We start from the raw sequence: 25500 nt of genomic DNA, 5'->3' as shown, positions 1-25500 counted from the left end.
TCGCTTGTGTGGCCTTATGAATGCGTTATGCGAAATGCAATTCGACGGCGGGCAAGCCTTCGATGACGCCAGTCGCCGTGCCGGGCCTGCCAGGAAACGCGAGGCCGGTGTACGAACCCGCCGTGATCACGGTGCCGCGTTCCACGGCGAGGCCGCGCGACACGCTGTGATTCACCGTCCACGCGAGCAGGCGGCGCGGATCGCCCGCCGGGTTCGCGGGTGCGCCCTGAAAGAGCGGCGCGCCGTCGAACGTGAAGGTCATCGCGGGCGACACGAACGGGAACGCGGCGTCATAGGGCACGCCCTCGCCCACGATCAGCGCGCCGTGGTTCTGCAAGTCCGCGAGCTGCCAGGGCTTCTCGACATCCGGCCACGCGGCGAAACGGCTCGCGACGACTTCGATCGACGCATGCACCGATTCGATCGCGGCCAGCACGTCTTCATCCCGATACGGTCCTCTGCCGGGCTCGAAACGCCGCCCGAGCCTGAACGCCACTTCGAGTTCGAGACCCGGCTTGCCGAACGCATCCAGCGCGAGACGCGCGCCGGTTTTATGCATGCCATCGGCGGGGAGCGGCGCGCCCTGAATCGGCCCATCGGACGACTTCGCGCCGACTTTCCATCCGCCGATGTCCGCGCGCAGGAATCGCACGGTCGCTTCCTGCGCGGCATAGGCTTCGTCGGCGCTGGCCGGGCGCGCGCCTTCCGGCAGCGTATCGAGCGTTGTGCGATGCGCGCGCGCCTCGACGAACAGCTTCGCGAGCGCGTCGGCGTCGAAGGCCGCGCTCATGCCGCCGCCTTCAGCGCGGGCTTCGCGACATGGCTCGTCAGATAATCCATCGCCGCCGCGACACCGCTGCCCTTCAGTTCGACGCCCGCGAGCTTCAGGCCCATCTCGCAACCAGCGAGCGCGGCCATCAGCGTGAGATCGTTGCAATCGCCCAGATGGCCGATGCGGAACATGCGGCCCTTCGCCTTGCCAAGCCCCGTGCCGAGCGACATGTCGAAGTGTTCGTAGATGAGCTTGCGCACCGCGTCGGCATCGACGCCCTCGGGCATCATCACGCCCGTGAGCACCGGCGAATAGACGGACGGGTCCGCGCATTGAATCTCGAGTCCCCATGCGTTGACCGCCGCCCGGCACGCCGCCGCAAGCCGCTGATGGCGCGCGAACACGTTGTCGAGCCCTTCGCTCAGGATCATGTCGAGCGCTTCGGAAAGGCCGTAAAGCAGGTTGGTATTGGGCGTATAAGGCCAGTAACCCTGCCTGTTCATCTCGATGATGTCGGCCCAGTCCCAGAACGCGCGCGGCAGCTTTGCCAGTTTCGACGCCTCGCGCGCCTTCTCCGAGACCGCGTTGAAGCTGATCCCCGGCGGCAGCATCAGGCCCTTCTGCGAACCGGAGACGGTCACATCCACGCCCCATTCGTCATGGCGATAGTCGGCCGAGGCGAGACCGGAGATGGTATCGACCAGCAGCAGCGCGGGATGCTTCGCGGCATCGATGGCGCGCCGCACCGCGGCGATATCGGACGTCACGCCCGTCGACGTTTCGTTATGCACGACGCAAACGGCCTTGATCGCGTGCTGCGTGTCGTCGCGAAGGCGCTTCTCGATCATGTCGGCCTGCACGCCGCGCCGCCAGCCTTCGATGCCCGGCAAACCCAGAAACTCCGGCTTCAGGCCGAGGTTCTCCGCCATCTTCTTCCACAGCGTCGCGAAGTGGCCGGTCTCGTACATCAGCACCGTGTCGCCGGGGCTCAAGGTATTGCACAGCGCCGCCTCCCATGCCCCCGTGCCCGATGCCGGATAGATGACCACCGGCTGATTCGTCTTGAAGATTTTCTTGATCCCGTCGAGCACCTTCAGGCCCAGCACGCCGAACTCGGGGCCGCGATGATCGATCGTCGGATAACTCATTGCCCGCAGGATGCGATCGGGCACGGGGCTGGGCCCCGGAATCTGCAGAAAGTGACGGCCGGCAGGATGAGAGTCGAGCTTCAGCATAGGTCCGCGTCCTTTAAAATGTAATTTTGCATGCAAAATACAATAACGCAGCAAGCCGGGCACGTAAAGGAATACATAGACCGAATGGCCTAGGGATAACCCGCTGGCGGTTTTTTCCGCTTACGCTGGGCTAAAATTGCCGAAAACGAGTTCGAGGTATTGAATGCAAAATCCCGATTTGCCAGAAACGCATATGTCGTCGGCGCTGCCGAAGGTGGAGCGGCTGCGCCTGCACGACACCGTCGTCGATCACTTGCGCGGCTTTATCGTCGAAGGTCTGCTCGCGCCTGGCGTGAAGCTCAACGAGCGCAAGCTGTGCGAGACGCTCGGCATATCGCGCACCCCGCTGCGCGAAGCGCTGAAGGTGCTGGCCGCCGAAGGGCTGATCGAGATTTCGCCGAACCGCGGCGCGTCGGTATCGCAGATGAGCGAGTTCGACATTCGCGAGATGTTCGAATTGATGAGCGGGCTCGAAGCCTTCTCCGGCGAACTGGCGTGCGAGCGCATCACGCCGCTCGAAATTGCGGAGATCAAGGCGCTGCACTACGCGATGCTCGCGTGCCGCGCGCAGAACGACCTGTCCGGCTACTACAGCCGCAATCAGGCCATTCACGACAAGATCAACGAGGCCGCGCGCAATACGGCCTTGCGTCAGACTTACGTGTCGATCAACCGGCGCCTGATGGCGCTGCGCTTTCGCTCGAACTTTCAGACGCCGAAGTGGGACAGCGCCATTCGCGACCACGAAGAGATGATCGAAGCGCTCGAGACGCGCGATGGACGGCGCATGGCCGACATTTTGCGCAAGCACCTGCTCTCCAAGCGCGATGCGGTGCTCGCCGAGCGCACGCTGTCGACGGTCAAGCCCGAAGCGCCCAGAAAGCGCGCGGCGAACAAGCGCCACGGCGTGAGCGATAGCGAATAGAACGCTCGCCCGTTTCCCCTGAAAGTAAGGCTGTCAGAGCCTTCGATCGGGGGAGACAGTGAACAAGATCCGAAGTGCATGCCTCGTGCTCGGCGCGGCCCTCGTCGTCACGGGCTTTTCTTTCTATCACTCGCCGGACTTCGACACGGCGCAGGCCGCCATGGACCGCGCGACCGTCGATTGCCTCACCCGCGGACTCACGCACGGCGAGAAGGTCCGCATCGCCCGGATCACCGAGATGTCGGACAGCGAGATCCTCGATCCCGTCTACGCCGATTTGCTCGCGCGCTGCGTCGTGCGCTCCGACCAATGGGACCGCAGCCCGCAACTCGTGACGAGCGCGCGCCAGATGCTTTCGCACGATCCGGAATTCAGGCAGTTGCTGAACGCGCGCACGATGGAAGTGGCGCAACGCCCCTGACCCGCGCGCGGTGTTCAGGCCGCGAGCCCGCTGCCCGCCGCGGGCTGAATCTGGCTGCGCGCGCTCGCGGCATGCGCGCTCAACACCGCGAACTCGTGTTGCGTATAGCGCGTGACCGGCGCGACGGCGGCCAGCGCGGCGACGATGACAATGGCGAAGAGGCTGATCGAGAAGGCATTCATGTCCGGCTCCTGACTGGTTGGCGGTGAAGTTTTGCTGGTTCGTTGCTGCCGATGTGAAGCATTCTGGCCGCCGAGACTTAGCCGGGAATGAGCGCCTGCCGGAGTAAGATCGCATGCAATCGACCACCGCAGTAATCGGCATTCAAAATGCATTCGACATTCGACACCTCGACCGCCACGCTGGAGCTTCCGTTCAAGCGGCCTTTCGACTGGACGCGCATGCTGAAATTCATCGGCGGGCGCGCGTCGGCGGGCGTCGAGTCGGTCGAGGACGGCGTGTACCGGCGCGCGATCGCCTGGCGCGGCGACGACGGCGCTGTCGAAGTGCGGCCGCATGCGCGCAGGCAGCGGCTTGTCGTGAGCGTCGAAGGCGCGGCGGCGCGCCATGCGGAAGAACTCGCCGCGCCGATCGCGCGCATGTTCGACCTGCATGCCGATCCGCGCGAGATCGCCCGATGCCTCGGCGGCGATCCGCTGCTCGCGCCGCTCGTGGCGGCCGCGCCCGGTTTGCGCGTGCCGGGCGCGTGGTCCGGTTTCGAACTCGTGGTGCGGACCATCGTCGGGCAACAGGTGAGCGTGAAAGGCGCATCGACGATCATGAACCGCATCGTGCAGCGCGCGGGGCGACGGATCGAAGGTCATCCGCACGAAGCCACCGCATGGCGCTTTCCAACGCCCGCCGAGCTCGCCGCCGCCGATCTCGACAAAATCGGCATGCCGACGAAGCGCATCGAGACCGTGCAGCGCTTCGCGCAGGCGGTCGCGACAGGCGCGCTGCCGCTCGATGAACCGGGCGCCGATCCGGACATCCTGAAACGCGACATGCTCGCGATGCCTGGCATCGGACCGTGGACGGTCGGCTATGTCGCGATGCGCGCGCTGCGCGATCCCGACGCGTGGCCCGACGCCGATCTCGTTCTCATGCAGTCCATCGCGCGACACGATCCATCGCTTGGCAAGCCCGCGCAGCAGCGCGCCCACATCGAACGCTGGCGGCCGTGGCGCGCCTATGCGGCGATGCATCTGTGGAACGGTGTCGCGATGGAAACCGGGCTTGCACGCGGCGGTTGATATGGCGATTGCATGCAGCATCACGCATGCAAAATGCCATCTGCTCGTGGCGAACGGTTAATGCAAACTCACGCGTGCAGGACGAGTTTCTGCACGCGCCAGTTCAGCAACTCGGCAACGTACAAGGTGTTCTCGGATGGACACGCCATTTCATGAATCCATCCGAACTGCTTAGGCTGCTTGCCGGATCGTCCGAGCACGCCGAGCAATTTTCCATCGAGCGATAACTTGTAGATGCGCCCGGGAAACGCATCGGCGGAATACAACGCCGGGTTCGGTCCCGGCGATATGCAAATGGCCCACGGCGAACCCGGCGCGAACGTGCCCGCCGCGATCGCCGCTTCATCGGGCATGTTGCCGATTGCCGGCCGCGCATCGGGCGGCACGGGCACGTCGATCGTGAACTGGCGCTGGAAATTGCCTTCGCCGTCGAACACCTGAATGCGGCGATTGCTGCGATCGGCGACATAGACCATGCCGTTCGCATCGACGGCAATGCTATGCGGCGTATGAAACTGCCCCGGCCCCTTGCCGCGCTCGCCCCAGGACTTCAGCCAGTTGCCGTCGCGATCGACCTTCGCGACGCGCGAGTTGATATAGCCATCGCTGATATAGGTGTTGCCCGCCGCATCCCACGCGACATCGGTCACTTGGCGGAAGCGGCCGGGCTCGGAAGGCAACGGCGGATTCGGATGCTTGAGCGGCGCGGTCTCTTCGTCCGAGGCTTCCTGCTTGCGGCCGAACACCATCGCCACGCGCCCCTCGGGCGTGAACTTGATGATCATGTCCGAGCCTTTGTCCGTGACCCAGACGTTGTCCTGCCGGTCCACCTTGACCGTATGCGCGAACGACCACGCATACAGGTTATGCCCGATCTCGCGCACGAAGCGGCCATTGCGGTCGAATTCGAGCAACTGGGCTGCGGCCGCGCCATAGGCCGGCCCCGTGCTATTGCCGCGCGACAGCACGAAAATATGACCGGCCGAATTCAGCGCGACGCCGGAGCATTCGCCGAAGTACACATCGCGCGGCAGGCGCACCGGATCGGGAACGGAATCGTAGGCAATGGACGGCACGTCGCCATCGGCGTGCGCGAAGCGGGGAAACAGCGCGAGCGCGGCGGCGCTCTGGCCCGCGAGCGCGAGAAAAGCGCGGCGGCTTGCGCTGCCCGGCGCGGTATCGCAACATGCGCAATACATCGAATGCCGAAGACTCATCGTTACCCTCCGCTTGTTCGTCGCCCGCAATGATGAACGTCGATGGCCGGACTGCTTCGCGATGCGAGAGGAAGTGTAGTGCATGAATCGCCCGATTCGCAGGCGCGCGTTCAATCGCTTTCAACGCTGAAAGGACATCATGACCGACTCGTGGCAATACCAGGTTCGAATCCGGCTCGCGCCCGAGCATGCGGCACTCGCGCGCCATGATCCCGCCCACGAAAAGCTCGCGCCGATCAATGCGCTGCTCATCAGGCACGATGCGCAGATGAAATGTCAGTACGACGCCTTCGCCGATTACGTGGCGCAAGCGGAGCGCGATGGCGTCGAGCACTATCCGCTGTATCGGTGGACACGCGAAACCATCGAAAATCCCGCGAAAAAAGCGAAATATCTCGAAGCGTTCACGCTCTACGTGAATGGCGATGAGGTCTATGACAAGGCGCTCGCCGACGCGCTCGAAGCCGATCTTCGCGCGCTTGCCAGCGACGCGATCGTGGATATCCGCAAGTACGACACGAACCCCGCGCATAACCCGCAGCCGCCTTCGGGTTGACGACGTGCATCGCTCAGGCTAAGGTTGGTAAATCAACCAAATTTGCGGATCACGTCCCGTGCAGGATCGCCGACAAAGCATACTCGACGCCGCGCTCGCCACATTGCGCGAAGAAGGCTATTCGGGCTTCACGCAACCGCGCGTAGCGGCGCGCGCGGGCATGCGTCAAAGCCATCTGACCTACTATTTCCCGACGCGTCTTGCCTTGATCGAAGCCGTCGCGCGCGCCGCGATCGACGGCCAGCTTGCCGCCGTCGATGCCTTCGCGGGCGAAACGTCGCCGAGAATCACGGCCGCATCGATCGCCAACGTCGCGATGCGCCACGAGAACACCCGCGTGCTGATGGCGCTCGCGCAAGCCGCCGACGAGGAGCCGACCATCCGCAATCTCTTTCGCGAACTGGCCGAAGGCGTCGCGGTGCGCATCACGCGCATGCTCGAAGCAATGGGCCTTGCCGTCACGAAAGAGCATGTGTCGATGGTGCACGCGCTCGTCGTGGGGCTCGCGGTCATGGATCTCGCGCTGGGGCGCCCGGACGGCAAGCGCCGCGCAAGCACGTCCATCGAGACGCTCTTTTCGCTGCTGCCGCCTGCCTGATTTGACTCAGGCTTTGCGCGCGTCCAGCCATTCGACGATATTGCGCACCGTATCGCCATAAAACGTGCGATACAGCTCCTCCGACACATAACCGATATGCGGCGTGGCGAGCACGTTGGGCAACGAGCGCAGCGCATCGCCGGCGGCGAGCGGTTCTTCGTCATACACGTCGATGGCCGCGCCCGCGAGCGTGCCCGAGCGCAACGCGCCGACGAGCGCCGCGCTATCGACGATAGGCCCGCGCGAAGTATTCACGAGACGGCTCGTGGGTTTCATCTGCGCGAGCTCGCTTGCGCCGACGAGATGATGCGTGCGCTCGCTCAGACGCACGTGAACCGAAAGCACGTCGGAGGTCGCGAAGAGCGTGTCCTTATCCACGAGTTGCACGCCCTTTTCTTCCGCGCGCTCGCGCGTGAGGTTCTGGCTCCACGCGATCACGTTCATGCGAAACGCGCGGCCGATCGCGCCGACCGCCGAGCCCACGCGCCCGAGACCGAGCAGTCCGAGCGTCTTGCCCGCCAGCTCCGTGCCGACCATGGTCTGCCAGCCGCCGTCCTTGAGCGAGCGGTTTTCGGCGGGCACGTGGCGCATCATCCCGAGAATCAGCGCCCATGTGAACTCGATCGTCGGCGTGGACGCATAGCCCGTGTGGCGCACGTCCACGCCGTGTTCGGCCGCCGCATCCAGATCGATCGATGCATTCGCCGCGCCCGTCGACGCGATCAGCCTGAGGTTCGGCAGACTCTCGATGATGTCTCGCGGGAACGGCGTGCGCTCGCGCATCGCGCAGACGATCTCGAACGGACGCAGGCGTTCGAGCAGCGCGTCGCGCCCGGAAACGTGATCGTTGAACACGGTGATGTCGGCGCGCCCGGCGAGCGGCGACCAGTCGGCCATGGAAAGCGCGACGTTCTGATAGTCGTCGAGGACGGCGACCTTGACCGGAGTGGACGTTGGCATGGTGATGTCGTTTGTTGTGAAGAATGGGGCGATGTGCAGCCATGAGTGTGACGCAATGCGCCGATTCATGTCGCGACGGTCCGCGGGCGCTCGCGTCGAAATCCCGCAGCGCCTTGTCCGGCAAGGCGAAGCGCGCGTGACATGACTTGAAATAAGTTACGGCGGGACTTCGCGGGGGGCTTTATTTATAGTCACTTCCGTCGCCACTCGAAACGCAACGTGGCCTAAGGAACCGAGAAGGACATCCCGTGAAAAACGAATCGACTTTCGCTTCAAACGTCCGCGTTGCGTCTTCCTCCGGCGCGAATTCCGGCAAGCGCCGCACGCGTCATCTGCTCGTGATCGCCGCGGCCGCCGCCCTCACGCTGTGCAGCAGTTCCGCGTTCGCCGGCTGGGCGCGCGGCGGCACGGCCTACACGGGCCGCGGCGAATATCAGGGCGCGCACTTCGGCTCCTGTGGCGGCAGCAGCTGCTCGCATGCGGGCGGCGTCGAAAATCCGTGGGGCCGCGTGGCAACGAATTCGGGCACTGTCACGCGCACCGCGCCGGGCCAGTTCTCCAACTCCGGCACGGCCTACGGCCCGAATGGCCGCTCCGTGCAGCACGCGGGCGACACGAGCTGCGCCAATGGCAGCTGCGCGCACACCGGCAGCGCGACCGGCCCGAACGGAAAGACCGCGACCGGCAGCGATACCGTGACGCGCACCGCGCCCGGCCAATACTCATCGTCGGGCTCGGTGACGGGGCCGAACGGCAACACGTCGACGCACTCGGCGGCGACGAACTGCGGGGGCTACACCTGCAACCGCTCCGGCACGGTGAACACGGCGAACGGCGGCAGCATGACGCATTCGGGCAGCGCAACCAGCGTCGCACCGGGCGTTGTGACGACGTCCGGCACCGCGACGGTCACGAACGGCTCGCATAGCACGACAGTCGTCGGCGGCGGCACGGTGACATCGAGCACGACGGTTGCGGTCGCGACGGCACCGGTCGTCACGGGCACCACGGTGATCGCCGCGCCCGTGATCGTGCCGCCGCCCCCGCCGCCTTCGACGACCGTGGTGGTGACGCCGCCGCCGGCTTCGTCGACGGTCGTGGTGACGCCGCCTCCGCCGCCGCCCGCGAAGACCGTGTATGTCGCGCCGCCCCCGCCGCCGGTCAAGACCGTGTACGTTGCGCCGCCTCCGCCGCCGGTCAAGACGGTGTACGTCGCGCCGCCCCCGCCGCCGGTCAAGACCGTGTACGTCGCCCCGCCTCCGCCGCCGGTCAAGACGGTCTACATCGTGCCGCGTCGCGCGATCTGGATTCCGGGCCATTTCGTCGGCGCGGTATGGGTCCCCGCGCACTGGGCTTGAACAAACCTCATCGGAACAGCTAGGCCGGCCGCACGCGCGCCGGCCTTGTCGTTTCATCGGCAGACGGCGTTACACTGCGAGTCAACGCGGCTTCCGACACAGGCACGACATGCTCCCTGTCTTTCGCGACGCACAAGCACAAGCAGTGAAAACCGTTCGCTCATGACGAGGCACCGCATGAAGCGCCCGCATCTGCCTCGCGATCATGCCAAGGGTGTCCTGCACGACATCACCTGGACCGCCGGTCCTGTCGTGCTGGTCATTGCGCTAGTCGTCGCGCTCGTCTACTGGCTCGTCGATCCCGCGCCGCCCAAGACCATCACGATGAGCGCGGGTCAGACCGACAGCTCGTTCTATGTCGTCGCGCAGGAATACGCGAAGATCCTCGCGCGCAACGGCATCACGGTGAAGGTGCTGCCTTCGGACGGCTCGGTGCAGAATCTCGAACGCCTGCTCGACCCGAAGCAACACGTCGATCTGGCGCTCGTGCAAGGCGGCATCGCGACCAAAGAGCAGGCGTCTGAGTTGATGTCGCTCGGCAGCGTGTCGTATGTGCCGCTCGTGGTGTTCTATCGCGGCAAGGGGCTGACGCTGCTGTCGCAACTCGAAGGCAAGCGCATCGCGATCGGCCGCGAAGGCAGCGGCACGCGCATGCTGTCGCTCAAGCTGCTGGCGGCGAACGGCATCTATCCCGGCGATGCGACGCAGCTTCTGCCGACCGATGGCCTGCAAGCCGCGACACAGCTCGTCAGCGACGAAGCCGACGCCGTGTTTCTTTCCGGCGATTCGGCCACACGCGGACTCATGCTGCGCCTCTTGCGCGTGCCCGGCATTTCGGTGATGGACTTCAAGGAAGCGCGCGCCTACACGCGCCTTTTCCCCTATCTCGACGAGATCGAGTTGCCGCCCGGCGTGCTCGATCTCGGCCGGCGCATCCCACCCGAGACCGTGCATCTGATCAGCCCGACGGTCGAGCTCGTTGCGCGGCAGAGCCTGCATCCCGCGCTATCCGACCTGCTTATCGAAGCCGCGCAGGAAGTGCATGGCTCGGCCGGCCTGCTGCAGCGCGCGGGGCAATTTCCGAGCCCCGTCGCGCATGAATTTCCGATCAGCGAGGACGCGAGCCGCTATTACCGCTCCGGCAAGAGCTTTCTGTATCGCATGCTGCCGTTCTGGCTCGCGAACATCGCGGACCGCGCGCTCTTGCTGTTGCTGCCTGTCGCGGTGCTGGTCTTTCCGGCGCTGCGTGTCGTGCCCGCGATGTATCGATGGCGCGTGCGTTCGCGCATCTATCGCTATTACGGCGCGCTGATCGCGGTGGAGCGCAGCGCCATGCGCATCAAGAACGAGGAGGAGCGGCGTGCGCTGCTCGTCGAGCTCGATTACATCGAGGAATCGCTCGACACGCTGAAGCTGCCGCTCGCCCATGCCGATGCGCTCTATGTCCTGCGCGAGCATGTCAGTTTCGTGCGGGCGCGTCTCGCCGACCCATCGAGGCGCGAACATGGCGTGGCCTGAGTTCGATCCGCCGCGCGGAGACCCACGATGAAACTTCGTAGCTGGCTCATTGCGTTGACGCTGCTGATGACGGCCTGCGCGAGCCTTCCGCCGCAAACCGCGCGCGTGCAGACTCACGCATTAACCGACACGGCGAACACGCGCCTCGGCGCCGCGTTCGCATCGAGCGAAGCCGCGCATCCCGGCGACAACGCGTTCCACTTGCTCATCGACGGCATGGATGCGCTCATCGCGCGCGTGATCCTGAGCGAGCGCGCGGAGCGCACGCTCGATCTCCAGTACTACATCTGGCATGACGATCTGACGGGCCGCGAGATGGCCGCATCCATCATGCGCGCAGCGGATCGCGGCGTGCGCGTGCGCCTTCTGCTCGACGATCTCGGCACCAATGCCGACGATCAGTTCCTGCTCGCCCTCGCCTCGCATCCGAACGTGCAGGTGCGCCTGTTCAATCCGGTCGCGAACCGCACCTTCAAGCGGCTCGGCTCCGCGGTCGAGTTCTTTCGCGTGAACCGGCGCATGCACAACAAGGCGCTCATCGCGGATAACCAGGCGGCGATTCTCGGCGGACGCAATATCGGCGACGAATACTTCGGCGCGTCGAGCACCGTCTCGTTCGGCGATCTCGATGTGCTCGTGCACGGGCCTGTGGTGCGCGAGGTATCGAGCGCCTTCGACCTGTACTGGAACTCGGACGCGGCCTATCCCATCGAGAATCTGATGGGACGCGAGGCCGATCCCGATGCCCTCGCGGGTTATCGCGAGAAGCTCGATGCGTATCTGCTGTCGGAGCAGCATTCGCCTTATGTCGCGCAAGTGCGCGAGCGTCTCGCCACGGTGATTCAGGCGCACGACACCGCCTTCTCGTGGGGCAAGGCAACACTGCTCTACGACGATCCCGCGAAGATCACGCGCGCGCCCGGCGACACGGAAGGGCATCTGATGTCGCAATTCAAGGCCCTCAATCTCGAACCCGATACGGAACTGCTGATCGTGTCGCCTTACTTCGTGCCGCGCAAGGAAGGCGTGCGATGGCTGCGCTCGATGACATCGCGCGGCGTGCGCGTGACGGTGCTCACGAATTCGCTTGCCGCCACCGATGTCGCCGCCGTGCATGCGGGCTATCAGCGCTATCGCAAGGCGATGCTCGAAGCGGGCGTCACACTGTATGAGCTGAAACCCGCCGCATCCGCGAAAGACGATAAAGCCGCGAAGAAGTCCACGTTCGGATCGTCGAAGGCGTCGCTGCATGCGAAGACGTATGTCTTCGATCGCAAGCGCATTTTCATCGGCTCGATGAATCTCGATCCGCGCTCGGTGGAATTGAATACGGAGATCGGCGTGTATTGTGAGAGCGAGGCCGCCGCGAGCCAGGTGGCGGACGCTATCGGAAGCAATATCGATCGCATCGCGTGGCGTGTCGAATTGCGCGACGACGGCAATGGCGGCACGCGCATGGTGTGGATCGACACCAATGCGCAAGGCGACACGACCGTGCTCGATAAAGAGCCGGACGTGTCCGGGTTGAAGCGCGCGGGAATCTGGATGCTCGGGCTATTGCCGATCGAGTCGCAGTTATGACCCGCGCGCTTGAGTACCGCTATCGACGTATCACTTGAATCCCGCGACCGCGTGCGGCACGTACGGCGCTTCGAGCTGCGCGATCTCCTCCGCCGTGAGATTCAGCGAAAGCGCCGCGACCGCATCGCTCAGATGATTCGGCTTCGATGCGCCAATGATCGGCGCGGTGACAGGCGTCTTCTGCGCGACCCACGCGAGCGCGACCTGCGCACGCGGCACGCCGCGCGCTTGCGCGACTGCGGCCACGGCTTCGACCACGGCGCGATCCGCGTCGTCGGTGCGATACAGCGTGCTGCCGAAGGCGTCGGACTCCTGCCGTGCGCTCGTCGCGTCCCAGTCACGCGTAAGACGGCCTCGCGCGAGCGGACTCCACGGCAGCATGCCGATGCCCTGATCCTTGCACAGCGGCGCCATCTCGCGCTCTTCCTCGCGATACAGCAGATTCAAGTGGTTCTGCATGGTCTTGAACTCGGTCCAGCCATGCGCGCGCGATGTGTACAGCGCCTTGCTGAATTGCCACGCATACATCGACGATGCGCCGATATACCGCGCCTTGCCCGCCTTCACGACATCGTGCAGCGCTTCGAGCGTTTCCTCGATCGGCGTCGTGTAGTCCCACCGGTGAATCTGGTAAAGATCGACGTAATCGGTCCCGAGGCGCTTCAGGCTGTTATCGATTTCATTGAAGATCGCCTTGCGCGATAGTCCCGCGCCGTTCGGGCCGGGACGCATGCGATTGAATACCTTGGTCGCGATCACGATATCGTCGCGCTTCGTGAGCTCGCGCAACGCGCGTCCGACGATCTCCTCCGAGGTGCCATCGGAATAGGTATTGGCGGTGTCGAAGAAATTGATGCCCGCTTCGAGTGCCTGCCGGATGAGCGGGCGGCTCTTTTCTTCGTCGAGCGTCCACGGATGCGTGCCGCGATCCGGCGCGCCAAAGGTCATGCAGCCAAGACACAAACGCGATACATCGAGACCGGTCGAACCGAGTTTCACGTATTCCATCGTGCGAATCTCCTTGCAGAATGAAAGGGCATGCGCTCGCGCATGAGCGACGAAACCCTGAACATTACCGCAGGTTCCCGCGGCGTGCATGACGCTCATGCGTGCAACCGGGCGTCAGTGCGGATAACCGGCGCGGCGCTTCACTTCGTCAACGGACACGGCGGCGAGCCAATGGCAGTATTGATTGATGAAGCTCGGATCGAGCGCATCGACGTCGGCGCTGTCATACGCGCCTTTTCGATACTCGCTCTTGGAGAAGAAGTCGTCCGTGTGCACGGCATGGATATGGAACACCAGGTTATCGATTTTCTCCTGGCAAAAGCTCTCGACATCGAGAATGCGCTCGCGGCCTAACCAGATGAAGTCGTTACCCGCCTCCTGTGCGGCGATTTCCGCTGCATACATGCTCGACACGCCGCGAAACCAGCCCGGCCACGTTCCCCAGTTCGCCGGGTCATGGCCGAATTCGCGCAGCAGCACCTCGCACCAGTGGATCTGCCGGCGCAGCAAGTGCACGACCAGATGCGCTCGCGCAAGCAGCGAATGCCCGCATCCGAAATGATTGTGATGCGGCACGCCATGCCGCCGGCAGAAATCCACCATCGTCTCGCGGAAATCCGCGCTATGGTGATAGTGCCCGCGCCCGTGCACGGGATAGCTCGGGCGAAAATCCACGAGATGCTTCGTGAGAAAAACATCCGCGTCGGTGCGCAAAAGATAGGGATAGCGCAACGCGATCTCATCGATATGCGGCCCCGAGAGGCAGCCGATGGAGTTCATGAAGTGATAGCCTTCGAACGCGCTTCCAGGCGTCGCGAACGGAAGGCACGGCACGCCGACGATGCCCTCTTCATGCAATGGAAGCGCATGCGCGATGGCGGGATGGTGCACAACGATCAGGTCCGACGTGGTCCAGTTCCCGCTGTGAATCCAGCTCTTGTAGATCCACTCGAACTCTTGCAGCATGTTCGGATGATTATCGACATAGATCATCACGCCCAGCGTTTTACTGCTTACCGGCATTGGAGAAACCTCGAATAGAATGGGCCACGGTGCCTGCGGCTCATTCTATTCGTGCGGTCATGCCGATCTTTTGCTTTGTGTCATAGCCTGCGCTCAGAGCGTCAGCACATTCACCGCCACATCGACATGATGCGCGCCGCCGCCGAGAATCATCCCGCGCAGCAATGACACATCGCTGTAATCGCGCCCCGTCGCGAGCGTGACATGATCGAGGTCCGCGAGCACGTCGTTGGTCGGATCGAGATCGATCCATCCGCTTTGCGGGCAATGCACCGACACCCACGCATGCGAGGCATCCGCGCCGATCAGACGCGCATGGCCCGGCGGCGGATCGTTGCGCAAATAGCCGCTCACATAGCGTGCCGGCAATCCGAGCGCGCGCAGGCAACCGATCATCACCTGCGAGAAATCCTGGCACACGCCATGACGCAGATCGAACGCGCGCGATGCGGGCGTATCGAACGCGGTGGCCGATGGCCGGTATTCAAAATCCGCGTGAATGCGATGCATCAGATCGATCGCGCCCGCAACGAGCGGCGTGCCCGCGTCGAAGCTCGGCAGCGCGTAATCGCGCAGTTCATGATCGAGCGACACATTGGGCGAGGCATAACAAAACTCGCTTTCCGGATGGAACGATCCGCCCGCGCAATAGCGCAACCGTTGCGCGACGTCTTCCCACGGCGGCGTGGCATCGGCGTCGAGCGAATGCCAGCGCGGCGTCAGACGCACCGTGGTTTCGCTCGTCATCGAAAGGCGTTCGTGCGGTGCATCGAGCGAAAAGTACAGCACGTCGTTGCCGAATGCATCGACACGGCTATGCACGTACGACGGCACCGGCTCGATGCGTTCCGTGTGCGAGATGACCTGCTGCCACGGGCAGTGCAGCGGGCGAATGGTCGCGAGATGCTGCGCGATCTCGACCGGCGTCGAATAGCGATAGGTCGTGCGATGCGTGACCGCGAGCACGGTGGCGTTCGCGCCAGGATTCATGACCTCGTCCTCATGGCGTCACCTGTGCGGCCAGTGTATTCGCATGGCTGAAATAGCGCGCGCTGACTTCGTTCGATGCCGCGCTCGCCGATGCAACCAGTCTGTCGCATAGCGCGACCAACGCGTCGTGGCGGCCGTCTTCGCGCACGTCGCAAAGGGCGGCGAGGTCCGGCAATGCATCGGCTTGAACGAGCAGGTCCGCGAAACGCATCGCCTGTGCGCGGCGCGCGCCCCCCGCCGCCGCCGCGATCTCGTCGAGTTTCGTGCGCAGGCGCGCGTACACGCCATACAGCCCGCGCGGGTTGGTTTCGTCGACGACGATCAGATCGATGAGCGCCGGCACTTCGAGCCGGCCGGGATAAAGCGATCGATACGTGAGCGTGCTGTCGAAGAGCTGCAACAGCAGATCGAACGCAGCGGGCGAAGCGAGCGTGCCGCGCTCGGCGACGACGCGCAGGAACGTGGCCATCGTCGAGACGCGTTCGATATGCCGCCCGATGAAAATCAGCCGCCATGCTTCGTCGCGCGTCATGCGATCGCCCTGCGCGCCGCTGATCGCACACAGTTGCGTCGCGAGATGTTCGAGCGCGCTTGCAAGCATCAGGCGATCGTAATCGCGGCCGATTCGGACCACGCCTTCCGCTTCGGCATCGGCGAATGCGACGCGCGCGAGCGCATCGCGGAAGTCGTTGCGCGACGCGAGGATCGTGCGCCAGTGATCGGTCGAGAGCCTGTCGCGTATCTCGCCGCTGGCACGCGCCTGATCCGCGAGATTGCTGCCGATGCTCGTCGCCCGGCTCGTTTCCGGCAGCCCCGCGACGAGCGCGCGCTCGAACGCTTGCGGCGTGGCGTGGGCGAGCTTGTCGTCCGGGACGATCAGTCCGCATTGCGACGCGAGTTCGGTGAGCGTGGGAAAGAGCGCTTCGGCGTCGCTGCCGTCGAGCATGCCGAGCAACAGACGGCACAAGCGCACGTTGTTTTCCGCGCGTTCGCTATAACGTCCTGCCCAGAAGAGATTTTCCGCGGCGCGGCTCGATACGGTCCGATGCTTGCGCAAATCGCCAGGCTTCATCGGCGCGGGCCGCAGCGATACGCTGCCGCCGGGCTGGCTCGACATGACCCATGTATCGACGCTGCTGCCGCCGAACTGCATCGACACCGTCGCGCGCTTGTCGGCGGCGAGGCGAGTGAAGCCGCCGGGCATCACGCTCCAGCTTCCATCGATATTGGCGATCGCATACGCGCGCAGCACGCAGGGCCGCGCGCCGAGCGCGTCGTCATGAAAGCGCGGCGTCGTGGAGAACGGCAGATTCTCTTGCACCGTGAACACGTCCGGCGCGCGTTCGATGCGCGCTTTCCATGCCGCGAGCCGCTGCACGCCCGCATCGATGCCCGGCGCCTGATCGGCTTGCGCGCCCGGCCATGTCGGCGCAAGGAGCGCGCTGTCGAGACGCTCGAATGCTTCGCTGCGCGCGGCTTCCTCGCCGCACCACCATGTCGGCACGGTCGGCAATTCGAGCGTTTCATCGAGCAATGCTTTCGCGATGCCCGGCAAGAACGCATTGAGCGCCGGCGATTCGGTGAAGCCCGCGCCCGGCACGTTCGAGACCATCACGTTGCCCGCCCGCATCACCTGCAAAAGACCCGGCACGCCGATGGTCGAATCCGCGCGCAATTCGACGGGATCGCAAAAGGCGTCGTCGAGACGCCGCAAAACCGCATGCACGCGCGACAGACCCGCCAGCGTCTTCAGATACAGCTTGTCGTGACGCACCGTGAGATCCTTGCCTTCGACGAGCGTCACGCCGAGATAGCGCGCGAGAAACACATGCTCGAACCACGTTTCGCTGAACGGCCCGGGACTCAGCAACGCGATATGCGGCGCGTCGTTCGATGCATCGTCCCGGCCGCCTTCGTCTTCGCGCATCGTCGCGCGCGCGCCTTGCGCGATGGTGGCGATGAGTTGCGAATAGATCGGCGCGAGACGGCTCACGCGCATCGCGCGAAACGGATCGGCGAAGAGGCTCGCGACGATCAGCCGGTTTTCGAGCACATAGCCAAGGCCGGAAGGCACTTCCGTGCGATGCGCGATGACCGTCCACTCACCCGATGGCGAACGCGCGAGATCCACCGCGACGATCTGCAGGAAGCTGCCCGTGGAAGGCATGAAGCCCTTCATCGCGCGCAGATAGCCGGGATGCCCGAACACGAGTGCGCTCGGCAGGAGACCGCGATGCAACAGGGTCTGCGGACCGTAGACGTCGGCGACGATGGCTTCCATCAGCCGCGCGCGCTGCGCGACGCCGCGCTCGATCGCCGCCCACTCGTGCTCGTCGATGATGAGCGGCAGCAGATCGAGCGACCACGCGCGCGGCTTGCCGTTATCGGCATAGACGTTATACGTGATGTCGTTGTCGCGAATCTGCTGCGCGACGGCGGCCACGCCATCGCCGAGGCGCGCAATGCCCTGCTCGCCGAGCAGCTCGAAGAAGTGCCGCCAGGGCTCGCGCAACTGGCCCGATGGATCGCGCAGTTCGTCCCAGTGCCCTTCGCGCGCCGGCAGCGTGCGCAGCAACGCGAGCGCATCGATGCGCGCCGCGGCGATGTCGAAGGGCAAGCTCGATTGATAAGCCAAAGTCGTCCCGGTTCTTTATTCGAATGATGATTGCACGTCAACGATAGCGCAGGTCGAGCGTGAACGGAAATTCGAGGCTGCGTTCGCGCGTGGCCGCGTGCATCGTGCCGGGCGTATGACCCGTGGCGAAGAAACGCGCGCGTCTGCGGCTTTCGGCTTCATAGGCGTTGACCGGGAACGTCTGATAGTTGCGGCCGCCCGGATGCGCGACGTGATACTGGCATCCGCCGATCGCGCGGCCCGTCCAGGTATCGACGATATCGAATGTGAGCGGCGCATGCACGTCGATGGTCGGATGCAGCGATGCCGCCTGCGACCACGCGCGAAAGCGCACGCCCGCGACGTATTCGCTCGCGCGTCCCGTCGGCTGCAACGGCAGCGCCTCGCCGTTCACGGTCACGACATGGCGATTGCCGTTCAGGCCGAGCACGCGCACTTCCAGACGTTCGACCGACGAATCGACATAACGCACAGTGCCGCCGGTCGAGCCCTCTTCGCCCATCACATGCCACGGCTCCAGCGCATTGCGGATCGTGAGCGCGATACCGTTCGTGTCGTATGCGCCGACGAGCGGAAAGCGGAACTGGAAATGCGGCGCGAACCAGCTTCGCTCGAACGCGAAGCCCGCGTCGCTCAACTCGGCGAGCACGTCGTCGAAGTCCATCTGCACGAAGGTGCCGAGCATGAAGCGGTCGTGCAGTTCCGTGCCCCAGCGCGTGAGACGCGCGGTGTAGGGCGTCTCCCAGAAACGCGCAACGAGTGCGCGCAACAGCAGTTGTTGCGCGAGACTCATGCGCGCGTGCGGCGGCATCTCGAAGCCGCGCAGTTCGAGCAGGCCGAGGCGGCCTGTCGGGCCATCGGGCGAATACAGCTTGTCGATGCAGAATTCCGCGCGATGCGTGTTGCCCGTCACATCGATCAGGATGTTGCGCAGAATGCGGTCGATGAGCCACGGCGGCACGCTCGCACTGTCGCGTCCGCCGAGCCGGTCCAGCTGGTGCTGCAATTCGGCGAAGGCGATCTCGAGTTCGTAGACCTGGTCGTTGCGCGCTTCGTCGACGCGCGGCGCCTGACTCGTCGGGCCGATGAAAAGCCCCGAAAACAGCATCGACAACGACGGATGGTTATGCCAGTACGCGATCAGGCTCGCGAGCAGATCGGGCCGGCGCAGGAACGGGCTGTCGGCGGGCGTCGCGCCGCCGAGCACGAAGTGATTGCCGCCGCCCGTGCCGGTATGGCGGCCGTCGAGCATGAACTTCTCCGGGCTCAGATACGTCTCGTGCGCCGCGCCGTAGAGAAACTCGGTATGGTCGACGAGTTCGTTCCAGTTCGCCGCCGGATGAATGTTCACCTCGATCACGCCGGGGTCGGGCGTGACCTGCAGCATCTTCAAGCGCGCATCGCGAGGCGGCGGATACCCTTCGACGATCACGGGAATGCCGAGATCGGCCGCGGTCGCTTCCACGGCGGCCAGCAGATCGAGATAGTCGTCGAGCGCGGCGAGCGGCGGCATGAATACGTGCATGAGCTTGTTGCCGTTGCCGAGCCGCTCCAGTGCGTCGGCTTCCGCTTTCGGGCCGGCCGCGCGCGCCGGGTCGCGCGCTTCCACGCACACCGCCGTGCGCAGGGTTTCGGCAGCCGATTCGCCCCGTCGCGGCCTGCGCTTGCGCGATTCGCCGGACGCGTCGGCATTTTGCATGCGTGATTCGATATCCAGATCCGCATATTGCATGCGTAATTCAGTCGCGGTGCGCAATGGCGCCGGCGGCCCGAATGGATCGTGGGCGTACTGCCACGGATAATCGGCCTCCGAGACCCACGGCAGCGAGTCGAGCGGCAGGCGATAACCCATCGGCGAATCGCCCGGAATCAGATACATGCGCTCGTCGCGGAAGAACCACGGCCCGCTCACCCAGCGGCCCGGCTGCGTCGCGTCATCATCCTCGCGCGCGACCGGCAGCGCGTAACCCGTGACGGACGGCAGGCCTGCATCGAACACGCGGTGCAGGCGCGCCCGTTCGAGTTCGTCGTCGAGACGCGAATCGAACGGATCGACGTTCACCGGAAGGCGGCGCTCGCGCCAGAGGTAGTACCACGTATCTTCGTAGGCCGGTTCTATGAATTTTGCATTCAAGGACAGCTTGCCGGCGAGATGGCGAATGAAGCGCGCGGCGTCGTCCGACGTGTACGAGGCGGGCTGCCGTTCATCCGCGAAGAGCGACGGATCGTGCCAGCACGGCTCGCCGTCCGCGCGCCAGTACAGAGACAGCGCCCAGCGCGGCAACTGCTCGCCCGGATACCACTTGCCCTGTCCGATGTGCAGAAAGCCGTTCGCGCCGTATTGTGAGCGCAATTTGTCCATCAGCGACACGGCGTAGGCGCGCTTGGACGGGCCGAGCGCATCGGTGTTCCATTCGGGCGCGTCGCGGTCGCGAACCGATACGTAGGTCGGCTCGCCGCCCATCGTCAGCCGCACGTCCGATGCGCTCAGCCGCGCGTCGACTTGCTCGCCCATGCGCAGCACCGCGTTCCAGTCGTCCTCGGTGTAGGGTTTCGTCACGCGTGGCGTTTCGAGCACGCGCGTGATCGACATCGTGTGGACGAATTCGACTTCGCACTTCTCGACCGCGCCGGAAACAGGCGCGGCGCTGTCCGGCTCCGGCGTGCACGCGACGGGAATATGTCCCTCGCCCGCGAGCAAACCCGATGTCGGATCGAAACCAATCCAGCCCGCGCCCGGCAGATACACTTCGCACCACGCATGCAGATCGGTGAAGTCCACTTCCGTGCCGCTCGGGCCATCGAGCGATTTGGTATCCGGCGCGAGTTGCAGGAGATAGCCCGACACGAAGCGCGCGGCCAGACCGAGATGACGCAGCGTTTCGACGAGCAGCCAGCCCGAATCGCGGCACGATCCCGCCGCGCTTTCGAGCGTTTCCTCCGGCGTCTGCACGCCCGGCTCCATGCGGATCAGATAGCGAATCTCGCTGGCCAGCCGCTGATTGAGCTCGACGAGAAAATCGATGGTCGTGCGCGGCGTCAGGTCGATACTTTCGACGAATGCGGCAAAACGCGGCGTCGGCTCGCGCTTGACCCTGTACGGCGCGAGATCGTGTAGCAAGTCCGGCGCGTACGTGAAGGGAAACTTCTGGGCCGTGGGTTCGAGAAAGAAGTCGAACGGGTTATAGACGGCCATTTCGGCGACGAGATCGATCGTCACCTTGAATTCGCGGGTTTTCTCGGGGAAAACCAGCCGCGCCTGATAGTTAGCGAACGCGTCCTGCTGCCAGTTGATGAAATGATCGCCGGGCTCGACGCGCATCGAATACGACACGACAGGCGTACGGCAATGCGGCGCGGGCCGCAGACGCACGACTTGCGGCGACAGGCCGACGAGCCGGTCGTATCGATAATGCGTGACATGGTTCAATGCAACACGAATGGACACACCGGACTCCTTTGTTCGAATGACGCCGTGCCTGCGGCATGATGTTTGCGAAGCACGACAGCGCGTGCATGGAACATTCCGCGTTTCTCACCTCTACCGGCCACACGATGAAGACCTTTCACTGCAACCGCTGCAATCAGCTGGTGTTCTTCGAAAACACGCATTGCGAAAAATGCGGCGCGCGGCTGGGCTATCTGCCCGAAATCAATCAGATAAGCGCGTTCGAGGAAACGGAGGACGGCCGCTGGCGCAGCCTTCATCCGCTCGCGAAAGATTCGCTTCATCGTCCGTGCCACAACTACGCGGTCGAAAACGTATGCAACTGGGTCGTGCCCGCCGACGAGAGCGATGCGCCCGACGCGCTGTGCCGTTCCTGCCAGTTGACGAGCACCATTCCGAACCTCTCGAATCCCGATAACCGCGTCTACTGGTATCGCATCGAATCCGCCAAGCGCCGCCTTCTCTACACCTTCGCCGAACTCGGCCTGCCTGTGGCGTCGCGTCAGGAAGATCCCGAGCGCGGCCTCGAATTCCAGTTTCTCGAAGGCGATGCGCAAGGCCACGGTGTGATGACCGGTCATAACAACGGCATCATCACGCTGAACATCGCCGAAGCCGACGATGCGCATCGCGAGCACACCCGTTCCGCGCTGCACGAGCCGTATCGCACGCTGCTCGGCCATTTCCGTCATGAATCCGGGCACTATTTCTTCGACCGCCTGATCGGCGATACCGCGCGCATTGCGCCGTTTCGCACCGCATTCGGCGACGAACAGGCCGACTATGCCGCCGCGCTCGATCGTCATTACAAGGAAGGCCCGCCCGCTCAATGGGAAGACAATTTCATCAGCGCCTATGCCACGATGCATCCGTGGGAAGACTGGGCGGAAACCTGGGCGCATTACCTGCATATCGTCGATACGCTCGACACCGCGGTTTCGTGCGGCCTCGTGCTCGTGCCCGACAGCCCGCACGAGCCCACGCTCACGGACCAGACGCCCATCGAGGAAACCACCTTCGATAACCTGATGAACCGCTGGTTTCCGCTCACTTATGTGCTCAACAGCCTGAACCGCAGCCTCGGCATGCCGGACGGTTATCCGTTCACGCTCGCGCCCGCCGTCATCGACAAGCTGCGCTTCGTTCATCGCGTCGTCGCGGCGGCTGCCCGGCGGTAAGCGCACGCCTTCAACTTTTGCTTTGCGTCTGACTTTGCGACTGAGTCTGCGTTTGCGTCTGCGTTTGTTCCGGCGCGGCAGGCGCTTCCGGTGCAATCGGCAAAAGAAACTCGCGGCTCACCAGGCTGGCGAGATCGTTCACGCGCGCGAGAAAATTCACGAGATACGCGTGCAATCCGCCTTTCAGAATGTCGGCGATGCGTCCGTTCCTCAGTTCCGCGCTCAATTGCGCCGCCAGCCGCGCCGCCTCCGTATCGCGCCCCTTCGTCACATGACCGATCAACTGTTCCGCTTCGGCAATGCTGGCCGCAAGCGAACGCGGCCAGTCGCCGTGGAGAATCAGCAAGCCCGCGACTCGCTCCGGCGTGACGACATCGCGATACACGCGCCGATACACCTCGAAGCCCGATACGGAACCAAGCACCGCGACCCAATGGTGGTAATCGAACGGTTGTGCGGAGGTATCGGCGCGTTGCTCCATCATTTCGAACTTCACGTCGAGAATGCGCGCGGTGTTGTCCGCGCGCTCGATGAACGTCCCGAGGCGCATGAAATAGAACGCATCGTCTTTCACGAGCGTGCCGAGCTGCACGCCCCGCGACAGATGCGAGCGGAACTTGACCCATTCGAAAAAGGCATAAGGCTCGCGTTCAAGAATGCCGTCGGCGAGCATGCGCTGACAATCGAGCCACGTCGTGTTGAGCGACTCCCATAGCTCGCTATTGGTGGAACTGCGCACGGCTCGCGCGTTCTCGCGGGCGGCGCGCAGACAACTGACGATCGACGACGGGTTCGACAGATCGCGCGCCATGAAGTCGATCACTTCGCGGCTTTTCATGCCGTGATGCGCAGCCGAATAGATGCCGCTCAACTCCGATATCGACAGCATGGCGCGCCAGCCCAGCTCGGCGTATTCGTCGGACTGCGGCAAGAGCGAAAGCTGATGGTTCGCATCGAGCATCCGTGCGGTGTTTTCAGCGCGTTCGGTATAGCGCGCCATCCAGAAGAGATGATCCGCGGTACGGCTCAGCATGGGTATTCCCGATTTGTTTGTCGTTGTCGTCAGAGCGGCAATGAATGTCGTCTAGCGCTCCAGTACCCAAGTATCCTTCGTGCCGCCGCCTTGCGATGAATTCACGACGAGCGATCCTTCCCGCAACGCGACGCGCGTCAGGCCGCCCGGCACCATCCGCACTTCGGTCCCGGACAGCACGAACGGACGCAGATCGATATGACGCGGCGCAATGCCCGCCTCCACATAGGTCGGGCAGGTCGAAAGCGCAAGCGTCGGCTGCGCGATGTATTTCTCGGGATGCGCTTCGAGCACCGCGCGGAATTCGGCGATCTGCGCCGCCGTCGACGCGGGGCCGACGAGCATGCCGTAACCGCCCGCGCCATGCGTTTCCTTCACGACGAGCTCGGGCAGATGATCGAGCACATACGCGAGGTCGTCGGGCTTACGGCACATCCAAGTCGGCACGTTGTTGAGAATCGGCTCTTCGCCGAGATAGAAACGCACCATGTCGGGCACGTAGGGATAAATGGATTTATCGTCGGCGATACCCGTGCCCACCGCATTGCACAACGCGACATTGCCCGCCCGGTACGCGCCGATCAATCCGGGCACGCCGAGCGCCGAATCCGGGCGGAACACGAGCGGATCGAGAAAGTCGTCGTCGATGCGGCGATAGATCACATCGACGCGCTGCGGGCCTTGCGTCGTGCGCATATACACATAGTCGTTCTCGACGAAGAGATCCTGCCCTTCCACGAGTTCGACGCCCATCTGCTGCGCAAGGAACGCATGCTCGAAATACGCCGAGTTATACATGCCGGGCGTCATCACGACGATGGCCGGATTCTCGGCGGCGGCGGGCGCGGCCGCGCGCAAGGTATCGAGCAGCAAGTCCGGATAATGCGCGACCGGTGCAACGCGATTGCGCGCGAAGAGATCGGGAAAAAGCCGCATCATCATCTTGCGGTTTTCCAGCATGTACGACACGCCAGACGGCACGCGCAGGTTATCTTCGAGCACATAGAACTCGCCTTGCCCCGCCCGCACGATATCGATGCCCGCGATATGCGCATAGATATCCCGCGCGACATCGACGCCGCGCATCTCCGGACGATACTGCGCGTTGCCGAGGATCTGCGCTTCCGGAATGATGCCCGCCCGGATGATGCTCTGCTCGTGATAGATGTCGTGAATGAAGCGATTGAGCGCATTCACGCGTTGCCGCAGACCGCGTTCCAGCGCGCGCCATTCGTCGGCGGGAAAGATGCGCGGAATGACGTCGAAGGGAATCGTGCGCTCGGGAATGATGCCGGGCAGATCGCTCGTGCCATACACCGCGAAAGTAATGCCGACGCGCCGGAAGTTGAGATCCGCCTCGGCGCGCTTGATATCGATCTGTTGATCGTTCTGCGTGGCGAGCCAGATCATGAAGTCGCGGTAATGCGTGCGCGGATTGGCCACGTCACGAAAAGCCGCCGCCGGCACGCCACGCGCTTCAAAATCACTGCGCTCGAACATCTCGTTGAAGAATGCTTGCGTCATAGCCGGTCTTCCATATGAAGTGCATGAGGTGGCGAATTCCATTTCGCTCGTCGTGCTGGTTGCACTCGCAAGACGCTTTGAAGTATCGACTGCATGGCAGCCCATTGCCGAAAATCAAAAAGCAACTTCAATGCCAATAATACGAAGACGTTTGCGCCGTGGGGCGCACGGTATTTGCACCAAAAACGATCATCCTCAAGACCGAAGCAGCGTTGAGATGCCGCATGACGGTGCGCGAGTTTCAGAACCGCGCCGCCACGCCGGTAT

The 25500-nt window shown here is 63.9% G+C and carries 21 protein-coding genes; 9 read left to right on the top strand and 12 right to left on the bottom strand.

Features of this window, described 5'->3' with window-relative positions; genetic code table 11:
* Positions 1-25: 25 nt before the first annotated feature.
* Positions 26-790: a 2-keto-4-pentenoate hydratase gene (locus LY284_RS30630; RefSeq protein ID WP_233389926.1), complete on the bottom strand. Its 765-nt coding sequence runs from the start codon at positions 788-790 to the stop codon at positions 26-28.
* Positions 787-2007 carry an alanine--glyoxylate aminotransferase family protein gene (locus LY284_RS30625; RefSeq protein WP_233389924.1) on the bottom strand — a complete coding sequence of 407 codons (1221 nt, stop codon included), beginning with the start codon at positions 2005-2007 and terminating at the stop codon, positions 787-789. The genes LY284_RS30630 and LY284_RS30625 overlap by 4 nt, the downstream gene beginning before the upstream one ends.
* A gap of 163 nt (positions 2008-2170) precedes the next feature.
* Between LY284_RS30625 and LY284_RS30620 the strand changes: the two genes are divergently transcribed.
* Entirely contained in the window at positions 2171-2932 is a 762-nt protein-coding gene (locus tag LY284_RS30620; protein ID WP_233389922.1) for a GntR family transcriptional regulator, read from the top strand.
* Between the two features lie 58 nt (positions 2933-2990).
* Positions 2991-3353 carry a hypothetical protein gene (locus LY284_RS30615; RefSeq protein WP_014252554.1) on the top strand — a complete coding sequence of 121 codons (363 nt, stop codon included), beginning with the start codon at positions 2991-2993 and terminating at the stop codon, positions 3351-3353.
* A 14-nt stretch (positions 3354-3367) separates the two neighbouring features.
* Here LY284_RS30615 and LY284_RS30610 read toward each other — a convergent pair whose 3' ends face one another.
* Positions 3368-3535 (bottom strand): hypothetical protein, encoded by a 168-nt coding sequence (locus LY284_RS30610; RefSeq protein WP_233389920.1) that lies wholly within the window; start codon positions 3533-3535, stop codon positions 3368-3370.
* Between the two features lie 147 nt (positions 3536-3682).
* Here LY284_RS30610 and LY284_RS30605 point away from each other — a divergent pair, with 147 nt between their 5' ends.
* Positions 3683-4606: a DNA-3-methyladenine glycosylase gene (locus LY284_RS30605; protein ID WP_233389918.1), complete on the top strand. Its 924-nt coding sequence runs from the start codon at positions 3683-3685 to the stop codon at positions 4604-4606.
* Between the two features lie 68 nt (positions 4607-4674).
* On the opposite strand, the gene LY284_RS30600 is transcribed toward LY284_RS30605, so the two are convergent.
* Positions 4675-5823 carry a peptidyl-alpha-hydroxyglycine alpha-amidating lyase family protein gene (locus LY284_RS30600; protein WP_233389916.1) on the bottom strand — a complete coding sequence of 383 codons (1149 nt, stop codon included), beginning with the start codon at positions 5821-5823 and terminating at the stop codon, positions 4675-4677.
* 139 nt (positions 5824-5962) lie between these two features.
* Between LY284_RS30600 and LY284_RS30595 the strand changes: the two genes are divergently transcribed.
* The gene (locus tag LY284_RS30595) at positions 5963-6379 is read left to right on the top strand and encodes a hypothetical protein (RefSeq protein ID WP_233389915.1); all 417 of its coding nucleotides are present in this window, start codon (positions 5963-5965) and stop codon (positions 6377-6379) included.
* Positions 6380-6437: 58 nt separating this feature from the next.
* The gene (locus LY284_RS30590; RefSeq protein ID WP_233389913.1) at positions 6438-6977 is read left to right on the top strand and encodes a TetR/AcrR family transcriptional regulator; all 540 of its coding nucleotides are present in this window, start codon (positions 6438-6440) and stop codon (positions 6975-6977) included.
* Positions 6978-6983: 6 nt separating this feature from the next.
* Here LY284_RS30590 and LY284_RS30585 read toward each other — a convergent pair whose 3' ends face one another.
* The gene (locus LY284_RS30585; RefSeq protein ID WP_233389911.1) at positions 6984-7937 is read right to left on the bottom strand and encodes a D-2-hydroxyacid dehydrogenase family protein; all 954 of its coding nucleotides are present in this window, start codon (positions 7935-7937) and stop codon (positions 6984-6986) included.
* Positions 7938-8185: 248 nt separating this feature from the next.
* On the opposite strand from LY284_RS30585, the gene LY284_RS30580 reads away from it, so the two are divergent.
* From LY284_RS30580 to LY284_RS30570, 3 genes are all read left to right on the top strand, one after another.
* Complete coding sequence (locus tag LY284_RS30580; protein WP_375294306.1) at positions 8186-9295, top strand: hypothetical protein; 1110 nt, start codon at positions 8186-8188, stop codon at positions 9293-9295.
* Positions 9296-9472: 177 nt separating this feature from the next.
* On the top strand, positions 9473-10813 hold the full coding sequence (locus LY284_RS30575; RefSeq protein ID WP_374730236.1) for a TAXI family TRAP transporter solute-binding subunit: 1341 nt from the start codon (positions 9473-9475) through the stop codon (positions 10811-10813).
* Between the two features lie 27 nt (positions 10814-10840).
* Positions 10841-12394 (top strand): phospholipase D family protein, encoded by a 1554-nt coding sequence (locus LY284_RS30570; protein WP_233389909.1) that lies wholly within the window; start codon positions 10841-10843, stop codon positions 12392-12394.
* A gap of 30 nt (positions 12395-12424) precedes the next feature.
* Here the strand turns inward: LY284_RS30570 and LY284_RS30565 are convergent, their stop codons facing one another.
* The 5 genes from LY284_RS30565 to LY284_RS30545 all read right to left on the bottom strand — a co-directional run bounded on the left by LY284_RS30565 (position 12425) and on the right by LY284_RS30545 (position 21498).
* The gene (locus tag LY284_RS30565) at positions 12425-13402 is read right to left on the bottom strand and encodes an aldo/keto reductase (protein WP_014252563.1); all 978 of its coding nucleotides are present in this window, start codon (positions 13400-13402) and stop codon (positions 12425-12427) included.
* Between the two features lie 114 nt (positions 13403-13516).
* On the bottom strand, positions 13517-14425 hold the full coding sequence (locus LY284_RS30560; RefSeq protein WP_077161043.1) for a hypothetical protein: 909 nt from the start codon (positions 14423-14425) through the stop codon (positions 13517-13519).
* A 93-nt stretch (positions 14426-14518) separates the two neighbouring features.
* The gene (locus tag LY284_RS30555; RefSeq protein ID WP_014252565.1) at positions 14519-15415 is read right to left on the bottom strand and encodes a transglutaminase family protein; all 897 of its coding nucleotides are present in this window, start codon (positions 15413-15415) and stop codon (positions 14519-14521) included.
* A gap of 10 nt (positions 15416-15425) precedes the next feature.
* Positions 15426-18050 carry a circularly permuted type 2 ATP-grasp protein gene (locus tag LY284_RS30550; RefSeq protein WP_233389906.1) on the bottom strand — a complete coding sequence of 875 codons (2625 nt, stop codon included), beginning with the start codon at positions 18048-18050 and terminating at the stop codon, positions 15426-15428.
* A gap of 37 nt (positions 18051-18087) precedes the next feature.
* Entirely contained in the window at positions 18088-21498 is a 3411-nt protein-coding gene (locus LY284_RS30545; RefSeq protein WP_233389904.1) for a DUF2126 domain-containing protein, read from the bottom strand.
* Positions 21499-21605: 107 nt separating this feature from the next.
* Between LY284_RS30545 and LY284_RS30540 the strand changes: the two genes are divergently transcribed.
* The gene (locus tag LY284_RS30540) at positions 21606-22676 is read left to right on the top strand and encodes a putative zinc-binding metallopeptidase (RefSeq protein ID WP_156903263.1); all 1071 of its coding nucleotides are present in this window, start codon (positions 21606-21608) and stop codon (positions 22674-22676) included.
* Positions 22677-22686: 10 nt separating this feature from the next.
* Here LY284_RS30540 and LY284_RS30535 read toward each other — a convergent pair whose 3' ends face one another.
* Positions 22687-23709: an alpha-E domain-containing protein gene (locus LY284_RS30535; protein WP_233389902.1), complete on the bottom strand. Its 1023-nt coding sequence runs from the start codon at positions 23707-23709 to the stop codon at positions 22687-22689.
* 51 nt (positions 23710-23760) lie between these two features.
* The gene (locus LY284_RS30530; RefSeq protein ID WP_014252570.1) at positions 23761-25233 is read right to left on the bottom strand and encodes a circularly permuted type 2 ATP-grasp protein; all 1473 of its coding nucleotides are present in this window, start codon (positions 25231-25233) and stop codon (positions 23761-23763) included.
* Positions 25234-25500: the final 267 nt, after the last annotated feature.

This window comes from Caballeronia sp. PC1, assembly GCF_021353155.1.
Taxonomy (GTDB): Bacteria; Pseudomonadota; Gammaproteobacteria; order Burkholderiales; family Burkholderiaceae; genus Caballeronia; species Caballeronia cordobensis.
Note: the sequence above shows the minus strand (reverse complement) of the source record. Positions and strands in the feature narration are given on the sequence as shown.